Source organism: Thalassococcus sp. S3, from assembly GCF_004216475.1.
Taxonomy (GTDB): domain Bacteria; phylum Pseudomonadota; class Alphaproteobacteria; order Rhodobacterales; family Rhodobacteraceae.
In genome coordinates, this window is record NZ_CP022303.1 from 4,373,804 (window position 1) to 4,393,900 (window position 20,097).

General features: G+C 61.7%; 23 protein-coding genes. 9 read left to right on the forward strand and 14 right to left on the reverse strand.

Going from position 1 to position 20,097, the window contains the following annotated elements; all coding sequences use genetic code 11:
• The first annotated feature begins 40 nt into the window (after positions 1-40).
• A complete protein-coding gene (locus CFI11_RS21475; protein WP_371687453.1) occupies positions 41-1,303 on the forward strand; it encodes an FAD-dependent monooxygenase in 1,263 nt (420 codons plus the stop codon).
• Here the strand turns inward: CFI11_RS21475 and CFI11_RS21480 are convergent.
• From CFI11_RS21480 to CFI11_RS21510, 7 genes are all read right to left on the reverse strand, one after another.
• Entirely contained in the window at positions 1,300-1,452 is a 153-nt protein-coding gene (locus CFI11_RS21480; protein WP_371687492.1) for a Trm112 family protein, read from the reverse strand. The genes CFI11_RS21475 and CFI11_RS21480 overlap by 4 nt on opposite strands.
• 29 nt (positions 1,453-1,481) lie before the next feature.
• Positions 1,482-2,126 carry an LON peptidase substrate-binding domain-containing protein gene (locus CFI11_RS21485; protein WP_130409534.1) on the reverse strand — a complete coding sequence of 215 codons (645 nt, stop codon included), beginning with the start codon at positions 2,124-2,126 and terminating at the stop codon, positions 1,482-1,484.
• Positions 2,127-2,153: 27 nt separating this feature from the next.
• Positions 2,154-3,071: a thioredoxin gene (gene trxA / locus CFI11_RS21490; RefSeq protein ID WP_130409535.1), complete on the reverse strand. Its 918-nt coding sequence runs from the start codon at positions 3,069-3,071 to the stop codon at positions 2,154-2,156.
• Between the two features lie 52 nt (positions 3,072-3,123).
• Complete coding sequence (locus CFI11_RS21495; protein WP_130409536.1) at positions 3,124-3,912, reverse strand: exodeoxyribonuclease III; 789 nt, start codon at positions 3,910-3,912, stop codon at positions 3,124-3,126.
• Positions 3,913-3,984: 72 nt separating this feature from the next.
• The gene (locus CFI11_RS21500; RefSeq protein WP_130409537.1) at positions 3,985-4,959 is read right to left on the reverse strand and encodes a zinc-dependent alcohol dehydrogenase family protein; all 975 of its coding nucleotides are present in this window, start codon (positions 4,957-4,959) and stop codon (positions 3,985-3,987) included.
• A gap of 282 nt (positions 4,960-5,241) precedes the next feature.
• Entirely contained in the window at positions 5,242-5,592 is a 351-nt protein-coding gene (locus tag CFI11_RS21505; protein ID WP_130409538.1) for a nuclear transport factor 2 family protein, read from the reverse strand.
• A gap of 148 nt (positions 5,593-5,740) precedes the next feature.
• Positions 5,741-6,427 carry a response regulator transcription factor gene (locus CFI11_RS21510; RefSeq protein ID WP_130409539.1) on the reverse strand — a complete coding sequence of 229 codons (687 nt, stop codon included), beginning with the start codon at positions 6,425-6,427 and terminating at the stop codon, positions 5,741-5,743.
• A 142-nt stretch (positions 6,428-6,569) separates the two neighbouring features.
• Here CFI11_RS21510 and ribA point away from each other — a divergent pair, with 142 nt between their 5' ends.
• Entirely contained in the window at positions 6,570-7,661 is a 1,092-nt protein-coding gene (gene ribA, locus CFI11_RS21515) for a GTP cyclohydrolase II (protein ID WP_130409540.1), read from the forward strand.
• Positions 7,658-8,161 carry a L,D-transpeptidase gene (locus tag CFI11_RS21520; protein WP_130409541.1) on the forward strand — a complete coding sequence of 168 codons (504 nt, stop codon included), beginning with the start codon at positions 7,658-7,660 and terminating at the stop codon, positions 8,159-8,161. The genes ribA and CFI11_RS21520 overlap by 4 nt, the downstream gene beginning before the upstream one ends.
• A gap of 37 nt (positions 8,162-8,198) precedes the next feature.
• Here the strand turns inward: CFI11_RS21520 and CFI11_RS21525 are convergent, their stop codons facing one another.
• From CFI11_RS21525 to CFI11_RS21540, 4 genes are all read right to left on the reverse strand, one after another.
• Positions 8,199-8,588 carry a phospholipid-binding protein gene (locus CFI11_RS21525; protein ID WP_130409542.1) on the reverse strand — a complete coding sequence of 130 codons (390 nt, stop codon included), beginning with the start codon at positions 8,586-8,588 and terminating at the stop codon, positions 8,199-8,201.
• A gap of 66 nt (positions 8,589-8,654) precedes the next feature.
• The gene (locus CFI11_RS21530) at positions 8,655-9,308 is read right to left on the reverse strand and encodes a YggS family pyridoxal phosphate-dependent enzyme (RefSeq protein WP_130409543.1); all 654 of its coding nucleotides are present in this window, start codon (positions 9,306-9,308) and stop codon (positions 8,655-8,657) included.
• Positions 9,309-9,406: 98 nt separating this feature from the next.
• The gene (locus tag CFI11_RS21535; protein ID WP_130409544.1) at positions 9,407-10,402 is read right to left on the reverse strand and encodes a porin; all 996 of its coding nucleotides are present in this window, start codon (positions 10,400-10,402) and stop codon (positions 9,407-9,409) included.
• A gap of 224 nt (positions 10,403-10,626) precedes the next feature.
• Positions 10,627-11,658 (reverse strand): porin, encoded by a 1,032-nt coding sequence (locus CFI11_RS21540; protein WP_165390353.1) that lies wholly within the window; start codon positions 11,656-11,658, stop codon positions 10,627-10,629.
• 307 nt (positions 11,659-11,965) lie between these two features.
• Here CFI11_RS21540 and CFI11_RS21545 point away from each other — a divergent pair, with 307 nt between their 5' ends.
• The 5 genes from CFI11_RS21545 (at position 11,966) to CFI11_RS21565 (ending at position 17,227) form a co-directional block, all read left to right on the forward strand.
• Positions 11,966-12,439 carry a DUF3576 domain-containing protein gene (locus CFI11_RS21545; protein WP_130409546.1) on the forward strand — a complete coding sequence of 158 codons (474 nt, stop codon included), beginning with the start codon at positions 11,966-11,968 and terminating at the stop codon, positions 12,437-12,439.
• Between the two features lie 69 nt (positions 12,440-12,508).
• Positions 12,509-15,055 (forward strand): leucine--tRNA ligase, encoded by a 2,547-nt coding sequence (leuS, locus tag CFI11_RS21550; protein ID WP_130409547.1) that lies wholly within the window; start codon positions 12,509-12,511, stop codon positions 15,053-15,055.
• On the forward strand, positions 15,042-15,530 hold the full coding sequence (gene lptE / locus CFI11_RS21555; protein WP_130409548.1) for an LPS assembly lipoprotein LptE: 489 nt from the start codon (positions 15,042-15,044) through the stop codon (positions 15,528-15,530). Before leuS ends, lptE begins: the two co-directional genes overlap by 14 nt.
• Positions 15,527-16,552: a DNA polymerase III subunit delta gene (gene holA / locus CFI11_RS21560; RefSeq protein WP_130409549.1), complete on the forward strand. Its 1,026-nt coding sequence runs from the start codon at positions 15,527-15,529 to the stop codon at positions 16,550-16,552. Before lptE ends, holA begins: the two co-directional genes overlap by 4 nt.
• A 90-nt stretch (positions 16,553-16,642) precedes the next feature.
• Positions 16,643-17,227 (forward strand): glutathione S-transferase family protein, encoded by a 585-nt coding sequence (locus CFI11_RS21565; RefSeq protein ID WP_130409550.1) that lies wholly within the window; start codon positions 16,643-16,645, stop codon positions 17,225-17,227.
• On the opposite strand, the gene CFI11_RS21570 is transcribed toward CFI11_RS21565, so the two are convergent.
• The gene (locus CFI11_RS21570) at positions 17,205-18,410 is read right to left on the reverse strand and encodes a TIGR03862 family flavoprotein (RefSeq protein WP_256370565.1); all 1,206 of its coding nucleotides are present in this window, start codon (positions 18,408-18,410) and stop codon (positions 17,205-17,207) included. The two genes, CFI11_RS21565 and CFI11_RS21570, sit on opposite strands and share 23 nt — an antisense overlap.
• 24 nt (positions 18,411-18,434) lie before the next feature.
• On the opposite strand from CFI11_RS21570, the gene CFI11_RS21575 reads away from it, so the two are divergent.
• Positions 18,435-18,728, forward strand: a complete 294-nt coding sequence (locus CFI11_RS21575; RefSeq protein WP_130410122.1) for an HNH endonuclease — start codon at positions 18,435-18,437, stop codon at positions 18,726-18,728.
• Here CFI11_RS21575 and CFI11_RS21580 read toward each other — a convergent pair.
• Positions 18,725-19,327 (reverse strand): enoyl-CoA hydratase/isomerase family protein, encoded by a 603-nt coding sequence (locus CFI11_RS21580; RefSeq protein WP_130409551.1) that lies wholly within the window; start codon positions 19,325-19,327, stop codon positions 18,725-18,727. The genes CFI11_RS21575 and CFI11_RS21580 overlap by 4 nt on opposite strands.
• Positions 19,324-20,076: an SDR family oxidoreductase gene (locus CFI11_RS21585; RefSeq protein WP_130409552.1), complete on the reverse strand. Its 753-nt coding sequence runs from the start codon at positions 20,074-20,076 to the stop codon at positions 19,324-19,326. The genes CFI11_RS21580 and CFI11_RS21585 overlap by 4 nt, the downstream gene beginning before the upstream one ends.
• Between the last annotated feature and the right edge of the window lie 21 nt (positions 20,077-20,097).

Below are 20,097 nucleotides of genomic sequence, written 5' to 3' on the forward strand. Positions count from 1 at the left end.
CTCGTTCGCTTTGCCCGCGACGGTAGCGACAGGACCGCACATGGACAATCCCGCCGACCCCACCATATTTCGCCGCATGACACCTGAGAGCGATATCCTCATCGTTGGCGGGGGGCTGAACGGCCCCGCGCTCGCCCTGGCCATGGCCCAGACGGGGCACACCGTAACCGTTATTGATGCGTTGCCCGAAACCGTGCGCAAGAATGCCGCCTTCGACGGACGCTCTTATGCGCTGGCGCTGGCGTCGCAGCGGCTTTTGTCGGTCATCGGCATCTGGGATGCCGTGGCAGAGCATGCCCAGCCGATGCTGGAAATCAAGGTTACCGACGGGCGCGCGGGCCAAGGGCCTTCCCCGTTCTTCATGCACTTCGATCATGCCGAGATCGAAGAAGGGCCGATGGGCTACATGATCGAAGACCGCCACCTGCGCCGCGCCTTTCTGGACGCGATGGCAGCCTCCGACCGGATCACGCAGATCAGCGGAACAGCGGTCGTAGCCCAGGAAACAGGTGCCCAACATGCCAGCGTCGTGCTGGAAGACGAGCGTGAGATCAGCGCCCGGCTCCTCATCGGCTCGGACGGTCGGCAAAGCGGAACGGCTGAGCGGGCAGGCATCCGGCGCACCGGCTGGGATTACGGTCAGACCGCGCTGGTTTGCGCGGTGGAGCATGACAAACCCCATAACGGCATTGCGCATCAGTTCTTCATGCCTGGCGGGCCGCTTGCGATCCTGCCTTTGACTGGCAACCGTTCCTCTATTGTCTGGAGCGAGCAGACGGCACGCGCGCTGGAGATCCATGCGATGGAGGATGCGGGATACGTTGAGGCGCTGCGTCCCGCCTTTGGTGATTTTCTCGGCGAGATTCACCTCGCCGGAAAACGCTTTACATATCCACTCAACCTGACGCTGGCGAACAGCTTTATCGCCGAGCGCCTTGCGCTGATTGGCGACGCGGCCCATGGCGTGCATCCGATCGCGGGCCAGGGTCTGAATGCCGGTTTGCGCGATGTTGGTGCGTTGGCGCAAGTGCTGGCCGAGGCCGCGCGGCGCGGGGAGGACATCGGCGGCGAGATGGTTCTTGAACGCTACCAGCAATGGCGCCGCTTCGACGTTGCCTCTCTGGCGGTAGCGACCGATACGTTCAACAGGCTCTTTTCGAATGACAATCCGATCCTGAGACTGGGGCGTGACATCGGGATGGGCGTGGTCAATGCCCTTCCTGGCCTGCGCCGCGGCTTCATCCGCGAAGCGGCGGGCCTGACCGGAGATCTGCCCCGCCTGTTGCAGGGACGCCCGATCTAGCCGAGTGTCCGGGCCTCGTCCGCAAGCATGATCGGGATGCCGTTGCGGATGGGGAACGCAACGTTCCCGGCCTTGGAGATCAGCTCCTGCGCGTCGGCATCGTATTCCAGCGTGGTATGGGTCAACGGGCAGATCAATGCCTCTAGCATATGGCGGTCAAAGGCCAGCGTGTCGTCGGTCACTGGATCATTTCCTCATTCGCGCCGCCGCGCAGGGTAAATTCGATCAGCGTTACAAGCGTTTCGCGCCGGGTTGCCAGCGACGGCGCCTCCAGCAAAGCCTGCTTATCCTCCGGATCAAAGTCGAGCAGCATGGACAGCGAGTTGATCAGCAGCTCATCCTCGGCGTCTTTGAGCGTGTCCCAATCGGTCGAAAGCTGTCGTGCGGAGAAGTACCGTTCCAGCAGCTCCATGAAGCTGTCCCGGTCAAATTCGGTATCCGCTTCGGTTGCACCCAGATCCCGTTCAAACCCGTCCCAGCGCACGTCGCACTTGCGATACGGGCTGAAACCGGTCACCTCCTGACGGATGCGAAAACGGGATATGCCCGACAGCGTGATCAGATAGCGCCCATCCTCGGTCTCGGAAAATTGCGTGACGCGCCCCGCGCACCCGATAGAATGCAACGCGTTGTCATCGCGGCCGGGCACCTTGTTGGGTTGCACCATCCCGATCAGCCGCGTGGGCGTTTTCATGGAATCCTCAAGCATCTGCAGATAGCGGGGTTCGAAGATATGAAGCGGAAGCCTCGACCGCGGCAACAGCAACGCGCCGGGGAGAGGGAATACCGGAATGGTTTCCGGGAGATCAGCAGCCTTGAGCATGTCAGGTGACTTAGCCCACGCGGGAGATCAGGCAAATATCATCGAACTGAGCTTACGCCGCCCGTTCAGCACCACCGCATCATTCGGCTTAAGCGCGTCGAAAATCGTGAAAAGCTGCGTTTTTGCAGCCCCGTCATTCCATTCCCGATCCCGGCGGAAAAGCTCAAGAAGGTGGCCCACCGCCTCTTCGACCTTGCCATTGGCATGCAGCGCCAACGCGAGGTCGAACCGCGCTTGATGGTTGTCAGGCTCGGCCTCAACGGTTGCGGTCAGATCAGCCACGGGGCCGGCATCTGCCGCCTGTCGGGCCAGCTCCAGTTGCGCATGCGCCGCTTCGAGTTCAGCGCTGGTGGAAATTTCCGCCGGGGCACCGTTCAGGATCGCTTCGGCCTGGTCCAGATCGTCCATCGCGATATGCGCGCGCACCAGACCGCCATAGGCGCCCGCGTGGTTCGCATCCTCGCCCAGGATCGCCGCAAAAGTTTGTGCCGCGTCCACTGCCGCCCCTTCGGCCAGCATCTGCTCTGCCGCCTCAACTGCCTCGTTCAGGCCGTCTTCGGGCGACTCGCCGCCAGCGGCCTTGATCACACGGTCGATGAATGCCTTGATCTCAGATCCGGGCAACGCCCCCTGAAACCCGTCAATCGGCTGGCCCTTGAAGAACGCGTAAACGGTGGGGATCGACTGGATCTGCAACTGACCCGCGATCATCTGCGCCTCGTCCACGTTGACCTTGACCATCTTTACCGCACCCTTGGCGGCGGTCACGGCCTCTTCCAGCATCGGGCCCAACGTCTTGCAGGGTCCGCACCAGGGTGCCCAGAAATCGACGATGACGGGAACCTCCTGCGACGCTTCGACCACATCGGCCATGAAGGTCGCCTCGCTGCTGTCCTTGATCAGGTCGGCGGCAGCCGGTCCGGCGGAAAGTCCCAGATCCATCATGTCAGTCCCTCGCATTGCGGATGCGCTCTATATGAGCGCCCTTGGGCCGGAGTCAAAGGTCAAAACTGGCAAAAACCGGGGCGTGGTCGCTGGGCTTCTCCCATCCGCGGGCATCGCGCAGGATGCGGCTGTCATGCCCGGCATTGGCAATGTCGGGCGTCGCCCAGACGTGATCCAACCTGCGCCCCTTGTCGGAGTTCGACCAATCGGGCGAGCGGTAGGACCACCAGCTGTAAAGCTGGCCTTCGGGGATATCCTTGCGGGTGATATCGACCCAGCCGCCTGCATCCTGCGTCTCTGCCAGATGTTCGACCTCGATGGGCGTGTGGCTGACCACTTTCAAAAGCTGCTTGTGGCTCCACACATCATCTTCACGCGGGGCGATGTTCAGATCGCCCACAAGGATCGACTTTTCGGGCTTTTCGGCATGAAACCAATCGCGCATGTCCGTGAGATAGTCCAGCTTCTGCCCGAATTTCACGTTCTTCTCGCGGTCCGGCACATCGCCGCCTGCCGGCACATAGAAATTGTGAACCGTCACCCCATTCTCCAGCTTGGCAGAGATGTGGCGGGCATGACCAAGACCTGCGAAGTCCTTCTCGCCCACCTCCTCCATCGGGATGCGCGACAAGATCGCGACGCCGTTATACCCCTTCTGCCCCCGCGCGACCATGTGCATGTAGCCCAGCGCCTTGAACCCCTCGACCGGGATCTTGTCGACCGGGGACTTGCATTCCTGCAGGCAGAGGACGTCCGGCCCGTGCTCCTCCATCAGTTTCAGCACGATAGGCTCGCGCAGGCGGACGGAGTTGATGTTCCAGGTGGCAAGGGTGAAGGACATGGGCGGGCCTCTTCTCAGCAGCTATTCGGGCGCAGCGTAGTACGCGCGCCCGAAAGAGGCCATGCCAAATGTTCACATTCCGTTCGGCGCCAACAGAACCTTTCCTTTGCGTTCGCCGGCCATGGTGTAAGTCACTGCCTCTGCTATTTCATCAAGGCTGAAATGCCGGTCGATCGGCGCATGGAGCGTTCCATTGGCCACGGCTTGCGTGAGCGAGCCATAGACCTGCATCCGCTCTTCCTTGCTTGCATTGGAGAACCAGTGGACAAGCCAAAAGCCCCGCACCCGGATGTCGTTGAAGATCAGGTTCAGCGCAGGCATCGAGATCGGCTGCATCGACATCGCGCCGTAATTGACCAACGTTCCGCCCTGCTCCAGCGTTTCAGCGAGGTGACCGAAGGTTTCACCGGCCACCGCATCCAGCGCCAACTTCATCTTGGCCCCGGCGGCCTGCCTCACGCGTTTGGCGAGATCGGGACCATCGACCAGAACTGCGTCGGCTCCGACCTCCTCCATCTCTGCCACGGCGCTGTCGCGGCGCACCACGCAGGCCGTCTTGATTCCCTTTGCCTTGGCAAGTTGCACGACATAATTGCCGACGGCCGAGTTCGCGGCGGATTGGATCACCCAATCGCCCTCCTTCAAGTCCACGAAGTCGGTCAACAGCAAATGCGCTGTGGCCGGGTTCACGGTCAGCATGGCAAGCTGGTCCAGATCCCCCTCAGGCATCGCGGCAAGCGTGTGGATATCAGCCACAACTTCGCTCACCCAGGTGCCTGCCCCGGCTGGCAGCAGGACAAGTTGGCCGACCGCGATGCCGTCCCCGTTCACCTCGGTAACCCGGCCGAGCCCCTCGTTGCCCGCCACTGCAGGCAGATCCGGCATGACGCCGTATTGCCCGGCCACCTGAATAACGTCCGATGGGTTGATGGGCGCTCTCAAGACCTCGACCCGCGCCTGCCCGGCTTTGAGCGTAACGGCATCTTTCTCAAGAACTTCAAGCACCCGCGCAGGGTCGCCGAACTGATGGTAAACGATTTGTTTCATGTCTGATCCTCCGCCGTCTCTCTCGATCTAGATGGCATATCGGGCATGTGAGAACACCCCCTGAGGACCCAACGTCATTTGCGGAACGCTATTCCGCTCTGCGGTCTCTTCTCCCCAAAAAAAGAGGGCCGGACATCTAAGTCCGGCCCAGTCCAACAGGGAGGTACATGTCAAAACACAGACATGTTGGAATAGTTCCATAAATAATTGATGTGGCCAATTTGTGTCTTTGATCTGAGTCAAATGCCCCTGCGCGCTTGTGCGCCTTTCAACTTCAGATAGTCAGGCGCCCGGCTCACCGTGACAGGCCGCTGCCCGATAAACACGGCCAGTTTCGTCAAAGTAAAGCGTTTCAGCAGCCAGAACGCCGCGCTGGTTCACGTAAGTGATCACCATCATATGGTAGCCATGAAATACATCCCTTACCCGAAAGGCCAGGTCCGGCTGGCGGTCGAGCGCGGCAGCCCAATACTTGCGAAGCGCGGGCTTTCCGATCAACTCCCCCGTCCCGGCAATCGGGACGGCTTTGTTGGACCGAAAGACAATATCCTCGGTGTAGTGGCTGAGGATCCGATCCAGATCGTGACTGTTCCAGTCCTCTTGCCAGCATTCAGCAAATGACTTGGCATCCATCTTGCGATGCCCCCATAAGGTCAGCGATCATGACCTTATGGGCGTGATCATGCACTCACAACAACCCCGGCAAAAAAAGACCCGGCACAAGGCCGGGTCAGTCCAACAGGGAGGTGCATGGGGCTTAACCGGCCCATGCGGCGGTTCTCTACGCAACCAGGCGGTAGCCGCCTGATTCTGTCACCAGCAGACGAGCATTCGAGGGATCAGGCTCGATCTTCTGGCGCAGGCGATAGATATGGGTCTCAAGTGTGTGGGTTGTAACCCCTGCATTGTATCCCCACACCTCATGTAGCAAAACATCGCGCGCGACGACGCCGTCGGTCGAGCGATACAGGAATTTCAGGATGTTGGTTTCCTTCTCGGTCAGCCGAATCTTGCGCTCATCTTCGGTGATCAGCATCTTCATGGATGGCTTGAACGTGTAGGGCCCCAGAGTGAATACAGCATCCTCGGATTGTTCGTGCTGGCGCAATTGCGCGCGGATCCGGGCCAAAAGGACCGGAAACTTAAAAGGCTTGGTGACATAGTCATTGGCACCAGCATCCAGACCCAGGATGGTGTCGGCATCGCTGTCATGACCGGTCAGCATCAGGATCGGCGATTTCACGCCTTGCTTGCGCATCAGACGGCACAATTCCCGCCCATCCGTATCCGGCAGGCCCACATCCAGAATGATCAGGTCGTAAAGCGCCTCTTTCGCGCGTTCCATGGCTTCGGCGCCATTGCCTGCTTCGAAGACGTCGAAGTCTTCGGTCATTACCAGTTGCTCACTCAGCGCTTCGCGCAGATCCTCGTCGTCATCGACAAGCAGAATTTTCTTGAGCTGTGCCATCGCAGGCTCCTGTCTCGTTTCTGTGACCGGAGATGAGCGCCAAGTCGGATAACGGCAAGATTTGCTGCAACGCTTTCACGCTGACGTGTTTCACGCGGGGGAATTGTTTCACATTCTTGCAGAATGGCCTTAATTCGGTTCCATGACGCTAAGCCCCGACACCACCGAATATCTGGCACGTGCCCGCGCGGACCTGCGAATGGGTGTTCCCATCGTCGTCGCGGGGCATCAGGCCGCAGTCCTGGTTCTGGCGACAGAAACGCTGGGGGCAGAGCGCCTTGCGGATGTACGCATGCTAGGCGGCACGCCTGTTCTTGCCCTGACATCCCGGCGCGCAGAAACCCTCAAGGCGCGGGCCTATGACGGTGATCTGGCCCGCGTGCGCCTGCCCAAAGACGCGGGCCTGGCTTGGGTGCAGGCCATCGCAGATCCTGCCGACGATCTGAAAACACCGATGAAGGGGCCGCTTGCGACCGAACGGGATGGAGAGGCGGCTTTGCACCGCATCGCGTTGCAAATCATCAAGTCAGCCCGCCTTTTGCCTTCGGCCGTGGTGCTGGACTTGGCGGATGGCGCAGGGTTCGCCGGGCAGCACGGCCTGACGCGGATCGATGTCAACGCGGCCGGCCCGGTGCTGGCCATGCGATCCGCCCTTCATCCCGTGGTCAGCGCCCGCCTGCCGTTAGAAGTGTCGGAGGCCGGAAGACTGCATGTGTTTCGCCCCGAGGATGGCGGAGAAGAGCATTACGCGGTCGAAATCGGCCAGCCCGACCGGTGCACACCGGTGCTAGCGCGCCTGCATTCCGCCTGCTTTACCGGAGATCTGATGGGCTCTCTCAAATGCGATTGCGGGCCGCAATTGCGGGGGGCGCTGGGGCAGATGGGAACAGAAGGCAACGGCGTGCTTCTCTATCTCAACCAGGAAGGGCGTGGGATCGGCCTTGCCAACAAGATGCGCGCCTACAGCCTGCAGGACCAGGGTTTTGACACCGTGGAAGCGAACCACCGGCTTGGGTTCGAGGATGATGAGAGGGATTTCAGGCTTGGCGCGGATATCCTGCGCGCGATGGGATTTCAGGCGGTTCGGCTCCTGACCAACAACCCCGCCAAGATCGAGATGATGGAAAAGACGGGTATCTCCGTGACCGAGCGTGTTCCGCTCAAGGTCGGGGAGACGGCGCATAACCGCGGCTATCTCGCCACCAAGGCTGCTAAGTCCGGGCACCTGCTGTGACGCCAAACGACCTGGTCCTGTCTCCGCGGGGGTTATCGTTTCAGGGTCGGCTCTACCCGTGCAGCATCGGCAAGGGCGGGCTGCGTGCCGACAAGCGGGAAGGCGATGGCGCCACACCGATCGGCGTGCACCGGTTGGTGGGCATGCTTTATCGCCCGGACCGCATGGCCCGGCCCACGGACTGGGCCCGGCCGATCCGTCCGGGAGACCTTTGGTCCGATGATATCAGCGATCCGGACTACAACATGATGGTGCACTCGCCGCACCGCTTCGGTCACGAAAAATTGCGTCGGGGCGATCCGCTTTATGATCTTGTGATCCTGACGAATTGGAACTGGCCCTATCCGGTCAAGGGACGAGGCTCGGCCATATTCATTCATCAGTGGCGCCGACCCGGCTATCCCACCGAAGGGTGTATCGCCTTGCGGCGCGATCACCTTCGGCAAATTGCAAAGCGCATTACGTTCGAAACGCGGCTCTTTGTGGGGCAAAGACGCTGAGCCCGAGCAAAACTCCAGAGACCGTTACGGACGGCCGCTATTCAGGATACCGTCTGCGTGCTGTCGCTGTACCAAGAACCTGCCGCCCGTTCTTGGCGGTCGCGGTCCATTCGTACGTGTGGGCACCGCTTGGCGGGCAGGGGCTTTTGTACTTGAATATGCCAGCCGGCATCCGGCCATCACCGCTGACTTTCACCTTTCCGCCTCCGTGATTGTAGCTGGGCACGTCCAGGTCTTTCAGGCGAAATTCGATGACTTTGGTTCCTTGCGGAACGCCTTTCAGCACGAATTGCGGGTTGCCGACGCGGTTCGGTTTGCCGCTGGTGCACAACGGAATATCACCCCATTTGAATGATATCGAGAAATCAGCAGATGCCGTTGTCGCGGACAGAATAAGTGCGCACACCATGATGCAAAATGGTTTCATCAGACAAACCCTTAACATGTACACTTCATTACAAGCGTATCGAAGAGAGACTGGTCAACCCACAGCTCAGGTTTTTTCGCGCTCTCCGAAGATGGCGGATCCGACACGGATATGAGTGGCGCCAAGTGCGATGGCCTGTTCAAAATCTCCGCTCATACCCATCGACAGACCTTGCAGATCGTTGCGCTCCGCGATCTTGGCAAGGAGCGCGAAATGCAAAGACGGCTCCTCATCGACAGGAGGGATGCACATCAATCCCACAACCGGCAGATCCAGAGCGCGGCATTCGGCCACAAAGCGATCCGCCTCTTCGGGCATGATGCCGGCCTTCTGCTCTTCCTCGCCCGTATTGACCTGCACGAAAAGATCCGGGCACGCGCCACGCTCCTGCGCAAGGCGCGCCAGTGTCTTGGCCAATTTCGGTCGATCCACCGAATGGATCGCCTGACAGAGATCCATGGCCTGCCGTGCCTTGTTGGTCTGCAAAGGACCGATCAGATGCAAAGAGATATCATCGAAGTGCTCGCGAAAAGCCGGCCATTTGCCGGCGGCCTCCTGCACCCTGTTTTCGCCGAAACAGCGATATCCCTGCTCAAGAACGGCTTCGACCCTGTCATTCGGCTGAACCTTGGAGACCGCGATAAGCTCAACTGTTCCACCTGGCCGTCCGGCCTTCTCTTCCGCCTGCGCGATGCGCTTTTGTATCTCGCTCAGTGACATGGGCCCCTCCGATCTACTGCGCAAAGAACACCAAGCCTTGCAAAATGAAAAGGGCGCGACCTGCGCCGCGCCCCTTTTTCTCTGCTCTTCCGGTTGGCTTAGAAGCTGAACCAGACACCAGCCTGAACGGTGGTGATGTCGTCGGACCCTTGGGCCGCACCGGCTTCGATCGACACGCCGCCGCCCAGATCGTGCGAGACGTGGAGACCGTAGCCGGTTCCGTCATACAGATCGTCAGGGTTGTCTTCGCTGGTCACGAAACCAACGAGCGTCGTGGCCGCGCCGATGTCATAGCTGCCGTAGAGGCCAAACTTGTCGACATCCACACGCTGACCTTGCGCATTGATACCGGCATCTTGGTTCTGCGCGTAGGCAAAGCGAACGCCGAAGAGACCGAGGTCACCGAAGATCGCGGCAACGATCTTGTCTTCACCGACTGCATTCGAGTCCTGGTAGCCCAGCGAGGCCGTCCAGTTGCCGAATTCATAGTAACCGCTCACAGCGGTCCGCTCGAGGCCTTCGATCACCGGAGGACCCACGGCAACGTCGTTGTCTTTCGAGTACGACAGATGCGCACCGAACGGACCCTGCTCGTAGATCACTTCGACGCCGTTGCGGCCGGACCCACCGGAGGAATACGCGTCCCAGTTGTCGTAGTTGGTGTTGCGGTCGCCCACGTTGGTCACAAGGCTGATGAAGTCTGCGCCATCCAAGCCGATACCGGTCGAACGGGTTTCGAGATACAGACCCTGCATCGAGTCCAGAGCGCCGGCGATGTTGCCGACCTGGAGCGTGAAGCCTCCGACGCTTGCGAAGAAGCGCGCGCCGTTGAAGTCTGCGCCATTCGCAACGCCATCACGGCTTTCCGCCTGTGCGCGGAACCGTGCACCGAAGGTAATACCACCATCTGTCTCGGCAGACATGTCGAATTGCAGACGCAGGCGGCTGGTGATGTTGGTTTCACCGGCAACGGTATCTTCGTTTGCTTCGTTGTAATCGAGGCCAAAACGGCCATAGCCACTGATGCGGACATCCGCCATCGCGGTGCTCGCACCCATGACCAGGGCGGTCGTGGCGAGTGCTAAAGTTCTCATGGTTTCCTCGCTTCCATGACAAGAAAAAGTGAGTGCAAGAACACGCTCACATGCTGTCTAAATGGGACTAAACTGTTCGGTTCACAATGGGTTAGACCCAATGATTTTCAATGATTTTTCGGCGCTGGCAAAATGTTGCCGACAAGGTCCCGACGGATAAGCAGAACAACGAAAAAGGGCGGGTCAATGACCCGCCCTCAAAGCTTTGTGATGTGGGGTTCAGCTTAGAAGCTGAAGTACACACCAGCTTGAACAGTCGTGTTGTCGTCGGATGCTTCAACAGCACCGGCTTCGAGGGACACACCGCCGCCCAGGTCGTGGGACACGTGGATACCATAAGCCGTACCGTCAGATGCACCGCCCGGGTTGTCTTCGTTGGTCACGAAGGCCACCAGGCTGGTTGCCGCACCGATGTCGAACGTGCCGTACAGGCCGAACTTGTCGATGTCGTTGTTCACGGTGCCGGTGCCGGCAGCGTTGCGCGACGTCACGTTATCGACGCTTGCATAGGCCAGACGCACGCCAGCAAAGCCCAGATCGCCCGAGATCGATGCGATCAGGATGTCGTTGTCGCCACCGTCTTGGTTCTCGTCCTGGTAACCGATTGCTGCGGTCCAGTCACCGAACTCATAGGACAAGTGAACTGCGGTACGCTGCACGCCTTCCACAACCGGGGGGCCAACTGCGACGTCGTTGTCTTTCGAGTACGACAGGTGTGCACCGAATGCGCCTTGCGAGTAGATCACTTCGACGCCGTTACGGCCCGTGCCGCCGGAGGAGTATGCATCCCAGCCGAAGTAGTCGCTTCCGCTCACAGCGTTGGTGAACGAGTCACCGACGTTTGCAACGTGGCTTGTGAAGTCAGCACCGTCGATACCGATACCCGCGGTACGGGTCTCAAGGTACGTGCCGGGCATTGCTTCGATAGCACCGGTGATGTTGCCGACTTGCAGGGTGAAGCCGCCAGCGCTTGCGAAGAAGCGTGCACCGTTGAAGGTCGCGCCGTTCGGCGTGCCGTCACGGCTTTCAGCTTGTGCGCGGAAACGGGCACCGAATGCGACGCCACCGTCGGTTTCAGCCGACATGTCGAACTGCAGACGCAGACGGCTAGTGATGTTCGTTTCACCGACAACGGTGTTGTCGTTCCGCTCGTTGTAGTCCAGACCGAAACGGCCATAGCCGCTGATCCGCACATCGGCTGCGGCCATGCTCGCCGTGGCGATCAGCGCAGTCGTTGCGAAGAGAACCTTTTTCATAGTTTTTCCCTCGGTTTCTATTCATATGCCCAAACCGGGGAATCCGGTGAGGGTATGCCGGACGGTTTCGCTCTTTCACCCCCGATTTGGCAAGGCTTGGCGCCAAGCCGTCAATGAAAGGGCGCCGGGCTGGTGCAGCTTTGCCACACTCCGAACACCCCTCCCTGGCACCGCCCGGCGACCGGACCTCAAGCCTTCGTCGGTGGACATTGTGCCCATCCAAGGCAGAACGGCACTTATGCACTTGCCCGATCAGCACACCTTGGGTAGGAAAAAGCCCGTAAAACAACATCGGAATGAGGCCGCCATGCAGTCCAAAACGACAATGCTGACTTGCGCGATGATGTGCTGCATCCTCTTGTCGGCGTGCGGTCAGGGCCGCGGAACAGCATTGGGTGTCGTATCCGGCGGACGTGAAGAGATCAGAGAGCCCGCAGGCGGCTCGTCCATATGGGATCTTTTCCGCCCGTCCAGCGCGGATCAGACCGTCAATGTCAACAAATACATCTGGAACGCCTCTCTCGACGTGTTGAGCTTCTTGCCCGTGCAGACAGTCGATCCCTTCACAGGCGTTATCGTCACCGGCTACGGCACACCGCCGGGTGGAGGTCGCGCTTATCGCGCAACGATCCACGTGACCGACCCGGCGCTCGAAGCCCGCTCGCTCCGCGTCGCCTTGCAAAGCCGCAGTGGGCCCGTCGCCCCCAGCACAACACGCGCGGTTGAGGACGCGATCCTATCGCGCGCCCGGCAAATGCGTATCTCCGACAACCGGTTCTGAGGCCCACCTGAAAGAGGCCATCAAACGCCGGGTCCAGCCCGGCGTTTTTACGTAAAAAGGACATATCCGATGGCGCGCTATACCCCCGCCAAACTCGAAGCGAAATGGCAAGAGGCCTGGGAAAAGGCCAACGTCTTCAAGGCTCAAGCTTCTACTGACAAGCCAAAATACTACGTGCTTGAAATGTTCCCCTACCCGTCGGGCCGCATCCATATGGGGCATGTGCGCAACTACACGATGGGCGACGTGATTGCGCGCTACAAGATGTCCACGGGCCACAACGTCCTGCACCCAATGGGCTTTGACGCCTTTGGCCTGGCCGCCGAAAACGCGGCGATGGAGCGGGGCATTCACCCGGCCGAATGGACCTATGCCAACATGGACGACATGCGCGCCCAGATGAAGCCGCTGGGCCTCTCCATCGACTGGTCACGCGATCTGGCCACCTGCGATCCCCAATATTACGGCCAGCAACAGGCGCTCTTTCTCGACATGCTCGAGGCAGGGCTCATCTACCGCAAGAATGCGGTGGTGAACTGGGATCCCGTCGATATGACCGTGCTCGCCAACGAACAGGTTGAGAACGGCAAGGGCTGGCGCTCCGGCGCGGATGTCGAGAGGCGCGAGCTGACACAATGGTTCTTCCGCATCTCCGACTATGCCGAAGAGCTGCTCGACGCGCTCGACACGCTCGACAATTGGCCCGCCAAGGTGCGCCTGATGCAGGAAAACTGGATCGGCAAGTCCCGCGGCCTGCAAATGACCTTTGCGCTGAGCGAGGCGACACATGGCCATGACGGGATCGAGGTCTACACCACCCGCCCCGACACGCTCGCCGGGGCCAGCTTCATCGCGCTCAGCACCGATCATCCCCTCGCCAAAGCCCTTGAGGCGGACGACGCAGATCTCGCGGCCTTCAACGCCGAATGCCGCAAGACGGGCACATCGGAGGCCGAGCTGGAAAAGGCTGAAAAGCGTGGCTTTGACACCGGTCTCACCGTGCAGCACCCGCTCTATCCCGACCAGACGCTGCCGGTCTGGGTGGCGAACTTCGTGCTGATGGATTACGGCACTGGCGCGGTCTTCGCCTGTCCCGCACATGACCAACGCGACCTCGATTTCGCGCGTAAATATGACCTGCCCGTCATCGACACCTTCGTGGCGATGGACGACGACACGCGGGTTGAAAACGCCGCCTTCGTGCCCCCGAAAACCGAAAAGGTCCGCTGGATCAACCAGCCCGCCGGGGTAACCCAGGCCACCGGGCAAGAGGCCATCGACGCGACCATCGACTGGGCCGAAGCGCAGGGCCTCGGCAGCGGCAAGGTCCAGTACCGTCTGCGCGACTGGGGCCTGTCGCGCCAGCGCTATTGGGGCTGCCCGATCCCGGTCGTGCATTGCGATGCCTGCGGCGTGGTGCCAGAAAAGAAAGAGAACCTGCCCGTTCGCCTGCCGGACGACGTCACCTTCGACATCCCCGGCAACCCGCTCGACCGGCACCCGACATGGCGCAACGTGCCCTGCCCGTCCTGCGGTGCGCCCGCCAGGCGTGAAACCGACACGATGGACACGTTCGTGGACAGCGCTTGGTACTATGCGCGCTTCACCGCCCCGCATGCGACAACGCCCACACGGGCGGAGGAGGCGGCCTATTGGATGAACGTCGATCAATATATCGGCGGGGTCGAACATGCGATCCTTCACCTGCTCTATTCGCGGTTCTTCGCGCGGGCGATGCACATCACCGGACATCTTCCCAAAACCGCCATCGAACCCTTCGATGCGCTTTTTACCCAGGGCATGGTCACGCACGAGATCTACCAGACCCGTGACCCCAAGGGCCGACCCGTCTACCACCTGCCCGAGGATGTCAGCGACGGCAAACTGGCAGACGGCACCGCGGTAGAGATCATTCCTTCCGCCAAGATGTCCAAGTCGAAAAAGAACGTGGTCGACCCGGTCAACATCATCTCTGCTTTCGGTGCCGACACCGCCCGCTGGTTCGTCCTCTCCGACAGCCCGCCCGAACGGGACGTGGAATGGACGGCTTCCGGGGCGGAGGCCGCCTACAAGCATCTCTCCCGCGTCTGGATGCTCTGCGACCGCATCGCCGCGATGAGTGACGGCGCCGCAGGCGCCGGAGACGAAGAGCTGCTGCGCGCGCTGCACAAGACCATATTCGATGTGACACAAGGCGTCGAATCCTTCGGTTTTAACGCCGCGATTGCCAAGCTCTATGCCTTCACCAACACGCTCGCCAAATCCAAGGCCTCCAAAGCCGCGCAGCGCGAAGCGATCATGACGCTGGCCCAACTCATGGCCCCCATGACCCCTCACCTGGCCGAGGATATCTGGGCCCATCAGGGCGGCGAAGGCCTGATCGTTAACGCCCCCTGGCCTGTGGCGGACGAGGCGATGCTGGTCGAAGACACCGTCACCCTGCCCGTTCAGGTCAACGGCAAACGGCGCGCGGAAATCAACGTACCCAAGGATATGGAGAAAACCGAGGTTGAAAAAACCGCGCTCGCGGTTGAGGCTGTGCAAAAGGCGCTAGAGGGCGGCAGCCCCAAGAAAGTCATCGTCGTACCGGGCCGGATCGTGAATGTCGTCGTTTGACCGCAGAACCCTTCTGATGCTGCCGCTGGCGCTTGCCGCCTGCGGCTTCACTCCCGTCTACGGGACGGGCGGCAACGCGCAAGCCCTTCGCGGTCAGGTTCTGGTTGATGCACCCATCAATCGCGACAGCTTCCTGCTGGTTCAAAACCTCGAACAGCGCCTCGGCCGCGCATCTGCTGCGCGCTATGCGCTGGCCCTCGACCTGAACGTCGCTGAAGAGGGCCTCGCGGTCACGCGCCAGAACGTGACCGCGCGCATCAACCTCGTCGGGACCGCCAGCTACGCGTTGCGGGATCTTACAACCGGTAACGTCGTCCACTCCGGCAGCGTCGAGAACTTCACCGGCTATTCCACCACAGGCTCCACGGTCGAGACACTCGCCGCTGAACGCGACGCCCGTGCGCGTCTTATGACCATCCTCGCAGATCAGATCACCACGCGCCTCTATGCCGTGGCCGACCTGCCCGCCGCATGAAGCTCAGTCCGCGCGAGGCCCCCGGCTATTTCCGCAAGCCCGATCCAGAGCGCATGGGCCTGCTAATCTACGGCGCCGACGCCATGCGCGTGGCCTTGCGCCGGGCCGAGGTCATCAAAGCGCTTATCGGTCCCGATGGTGAGGAAGAAATGCGCCTCACCCGCATCCCCGGCGCTGAGCTTCGCAAGGATCCCGCCCAGCTTCTCGATGCGACCAAGGCCATCGGCTTCTTTCCAGGCCCGCGCGTGGCCTTTGTCGAGGACGCCAATGACAACGCGACCCCTGCGATCATGTCCGCCGTTGAGGCTTGGGAGCCGGGCGATGCCCAGATCATCGTTACAGCCGGCGCCCTGCGCGCCACATCCAAGCTGCGCAAGCTCTTCGAAGGCCATCCCGACGCCTATGCCACCGGCCTCTACGACGACCCGCCGGGCCGGGACGAGATCGAGCGCATGTTGGCCGAAGCCGGCCTGCGCGAGGTGCCAGCCGACAGCATGACGGCGCTCACCGATCTGGCCCGCGAACTGGGGCCCGGAGACTTCCGTCAAACACTGGAAAAAATCGGCCTCTACAAACGCGGCGACACCACGCCACTCACCGTCGAAGACATCACCGCCTGCGCCCCCGCCACGACCGAGGCTGCCCTTGACGACGCCCTGCACATCGTGGCCGAGGCGCGCAGCGCCGAGATCGCCGGCGTGCTGCGCAAGCTGCAGGCCCAAGGCACGACGCCCGTCTCTCTCTGTATCGGTGCGATGCGCCATTTCCGCACGCTCCATGCGGCGGCCTGCGATCCGGGCGGCCCGGCCGCAGGTATGGGCCGCGTCCGCCCGCCGGTCTTCGGACCACGCCGCGACCGGATGATCCGTCAGGCACAGAATTGGGGCGTCAACCGGCTGGAGACCGCCCTCACCGTGCTCACCGACACCGACCTGCAACTCCGCTCCGCCGGCCAGACAGCCCCGCAAATGGCGCTGGTCGAGCGCATGCTGATCCGCCTCGCCATGCTGGGGCGGCGGTGAGGCATGTCTGCGCGCTGACCGATGGTTGCACCAGGCGAAACCTCTGAACGATGCACCGCGAACAGAAAAGAAACCTAAGAAGAGGCACTCATGTACAAAGTATACGGCAAGGTTCAATCCCGCGCGTTCCGCGTCCTTTGGGCACTTGAGGAACTCGGGCAGCCCTACGAGTTGATCGACGCCGGTGCGCAAAGCGCCGAAGTCCTCGCCGTCAATCCCATCGGCAAGATCCCCGTCCTGACCGACGGTGACGCCACCCTCACCGATTCCGCCGCCATCATGTCCTACCTCGCCGACAAGCATGGTGCGCTGACACACCCCGCCGGCACCACCGCTCGCGCCAAACAGGACGCCCTAATCCACATGGTGAACGAGGAACTCGACGCCAATCTCTGGCTCGCCATGAAACACGCAATGGTCCTGCCCGAAGACCGCCGCGTCACCGCAATCCTCCCCTCGGCTGCCTCCGACATCGAACGTGGCCTTGCGCGCATCGCGAGCCGGCTCGAAGGACCGTTCCTTCAAGGCGAGACCATGACCATAGCCGACATCCTATGCACCCATTGCCTGAACTGGACCCACGCGATGAAGTATCCCATCGAGCACGAAAACCTGAAAACCTACGCCAAGGCGATGCGGAACCGAGAGGCGTTCAAACGCGCCTCTGCCGCTTAACATACTCCGCCGCCGCCTGTCCCGCCCAGCGCCCGGTTGCAAAGCAGGCGGTCAGCAGATAGCCCCCCGTGGGCGCCTCCCAATCCAGCATCTCGCCCGCGCAGAACACACCCGGGCGGTTCTTCAGCATCAGACGTTCATCCATCGCATCAAACGCAACGCCGCCCGCGACCGAGATTGCTTCGTCCATCGGCCTCAACCCGGCATGCTGAACCTCCAAGCCCTTGATCACTTGTGCCAACTCCACCGGGTCAACTGGCAAGGGCCGCCCGAATTCGTTCAACAGCGCCGTCCTGACCGGCCCCAGTTTCAGCACCTGCCGCAGATGGTTGGCCATGCTGCGCTTGCCTCTCGGTCGGGCGAGCCTGTGCTCAACTTCAGCTTGGTCAACATCCGGCATCAGATCGATACGCAGCACATGACCCGCCCGAAGCTGCGGTGTCAGTGTATAGACCCCACCACCCTCTAGCCCCGTCGCCGAAATCACCGCTTCGCCGCGTGACACCGCCTCTCCGGCGCGAAAGGCCACGCCCTTTATCGGCTGACCCAGATGCCGCGCCATATGCTCTGACCAACTCACGCACAGCCCGGCATTCGACGGCGCGAAGGGCGTCACTTTCACCCCTTGTTCACGCAGCGCCTCTGCCCACAATCCGTCCGAGCCCAAACGCGCCCAACTGGCCCCGCCCAGCGCCAACACCGTCGCCCCGCTCGTCACCTGCCGCAAACCCTCTGGCGTCGCGAAGGACAGCGCAGCGCCGTCCCATCCGGCACAACGCCAGCGCACACGCCGCGCGACACCCAATTCGTCCAACCGGGCGATCCACGCGCGCAGGAGCGGCGACGCCTTCATCGCTTCTGGAAAGACCCGCCCCGTAGACCCTGTGAACAGCGCCTGCCCCAGCCCCCGCGCCCAATCCTGCATCGCCGCCGCATCGAAAGCCTGCAAGGCTGGGCGCAAGGCCTCCGCCTCCGGATAGGCAGCGAGCAGGGCGTCGAACGGCTCGTCCTTGGTCAGGTTCAGCCCCGATTTCCCCGCCATCAGGAACTTCCGCCCCAGTGACGGTTTGGCCTCGCAAACCAGCACCGACGCCCCCGCCCGTGCGGCCTCCTCCGCTGCCATCAGTCCCGCCGGCCCTCCGCCGATCACGACGATGTCAAAGATGTCCTTGCCTTGCGCCACCTACGCCCCATCCTGTCGGCCACGATGAGCGACCCGATCTGCCCCCTCTGCGACCGCCCGATCCCTCCGGGCGTCAAGCAAAGCCATCACCACCTGATACCGAAACTCAAGGGCGGCAAGGGCGGTCCCACCGTGCTGCTGCACCACATCTGCCACCGCGAAATCCATGCCAGCCTTTCAGAGGCCGAACTGGCCCGCAGCTACAACACCGTCGAGGCGCTGCGCGCCCATCCAAGGCTCGCCAAGTTCCTCGCCTGGATTCGTAAGCGCCCGCCCGAGTTTCAATCAAAGATCCCTGGCAAGCGCCGCCAGCGTTAACACATCGCCTTGATGCCAGCGGCAATCTCCGGCTTGGCCGCCGCTGTGTCCGCCGCGATCTCTCTCGCGGCCTCCAGCACGTCGCCCTCGACGATGCGGTCGATCAGCCCGAATGCGTAAGCCTCCTCGGCCAGGATCTTCTGCCCGCCCATCAGGATCAGCTTGGTCCGCGCAGGCCCGATCAACGCGCGCATGCGGCCGGGGTCGGAGGGTTGCGGCAGAAAACCCAGCTTCATCACCGGGTAGAAGAACTTCGCCCCCGGCACCGCGATGCGGATGTCACAGGCCAAAGCCATCCCCATGGCCCCGCCCGCGAGCGTGCCATTCAGCGCCGCGATACTCAGCCCCGGCAAGGCCGCGATGGCGCCCGACAAACGCTCCCACACATCTGACGTCGCGAGACCTGCCCGCGCCTCCTCCAGATCCGCACCGGCGCTAAAGACCTTGCCCTCGCCCGTCAGGATCAGGGCGCGGGCGTCCTGTGCGGCTTCGGCGATCTCGGCCAGTTGCGTCAGCATCTCGTGCGTCAGGGAGTTGGCCTTGTCGGGCCGGTTGATCTTGGCAACCCACAGGTCATCGTCTTTCGTCAATTCAATCATATCAATCCAACCCGTTTGCGGATGCCTTCATCGCGCAACGAAATCTCCTGTCCCACGAATTCATCCGCATCCTCGCCACACATCCAAATCAGCGCCCTGGCCGGCCAATCCGCAGGGATGTGATCGTCCCAGGCAAGCTGGCTGACCGGATTGATGCCAGACGCCTTGATCTCCCGTTGCATCTGCGTGGCCACCGTGCCCGGCGACAGACCCATCGCCCGGATCCCGTTGTCGCGCTCTTCCTTGTCGACACAGCGGGTCAGCATGGCCGCACCGGCCTTTGACGCGCAATAATGGCTCCATGCCTCGACAGGCCCATGCGCCGCGCCAGAGCTCACCGTCAGGATCGTCCCCCGCCCCGCCGCCTTCATCACCGGAAGCGCCGCGCGCATGCCGTGAAAGACGCCGGTCAGATTGATATCGATCACATGGCCCCAATCGGCTGGATCCGCCTCCGCCAGATGCGAGATCGGTTCGATCACACCGGCATTCCCGATCAGGACGTCCAGTCCGCCGAATGTCTCTGTGCAAGCCGCGACAGCCGCCTCGACGTCGCTGTAGACGCTCACATCGCACGAGACCGCGACGGCCCTTTCACCGATCTCTTTGGCCAGGCTGCGCAGGCTTTCCGTACTCCGCGCGGTCAGAACAACGTTTGCACCGGCCTCGGCGAAAACCCGCGCGGTCTCTGCTCCGATGCCGCGGCTCGCTCCGGTTATAAGTACGGTTGTATCTTGCACTTTCCTCACCCACCTGTGGTACGTGTTGGT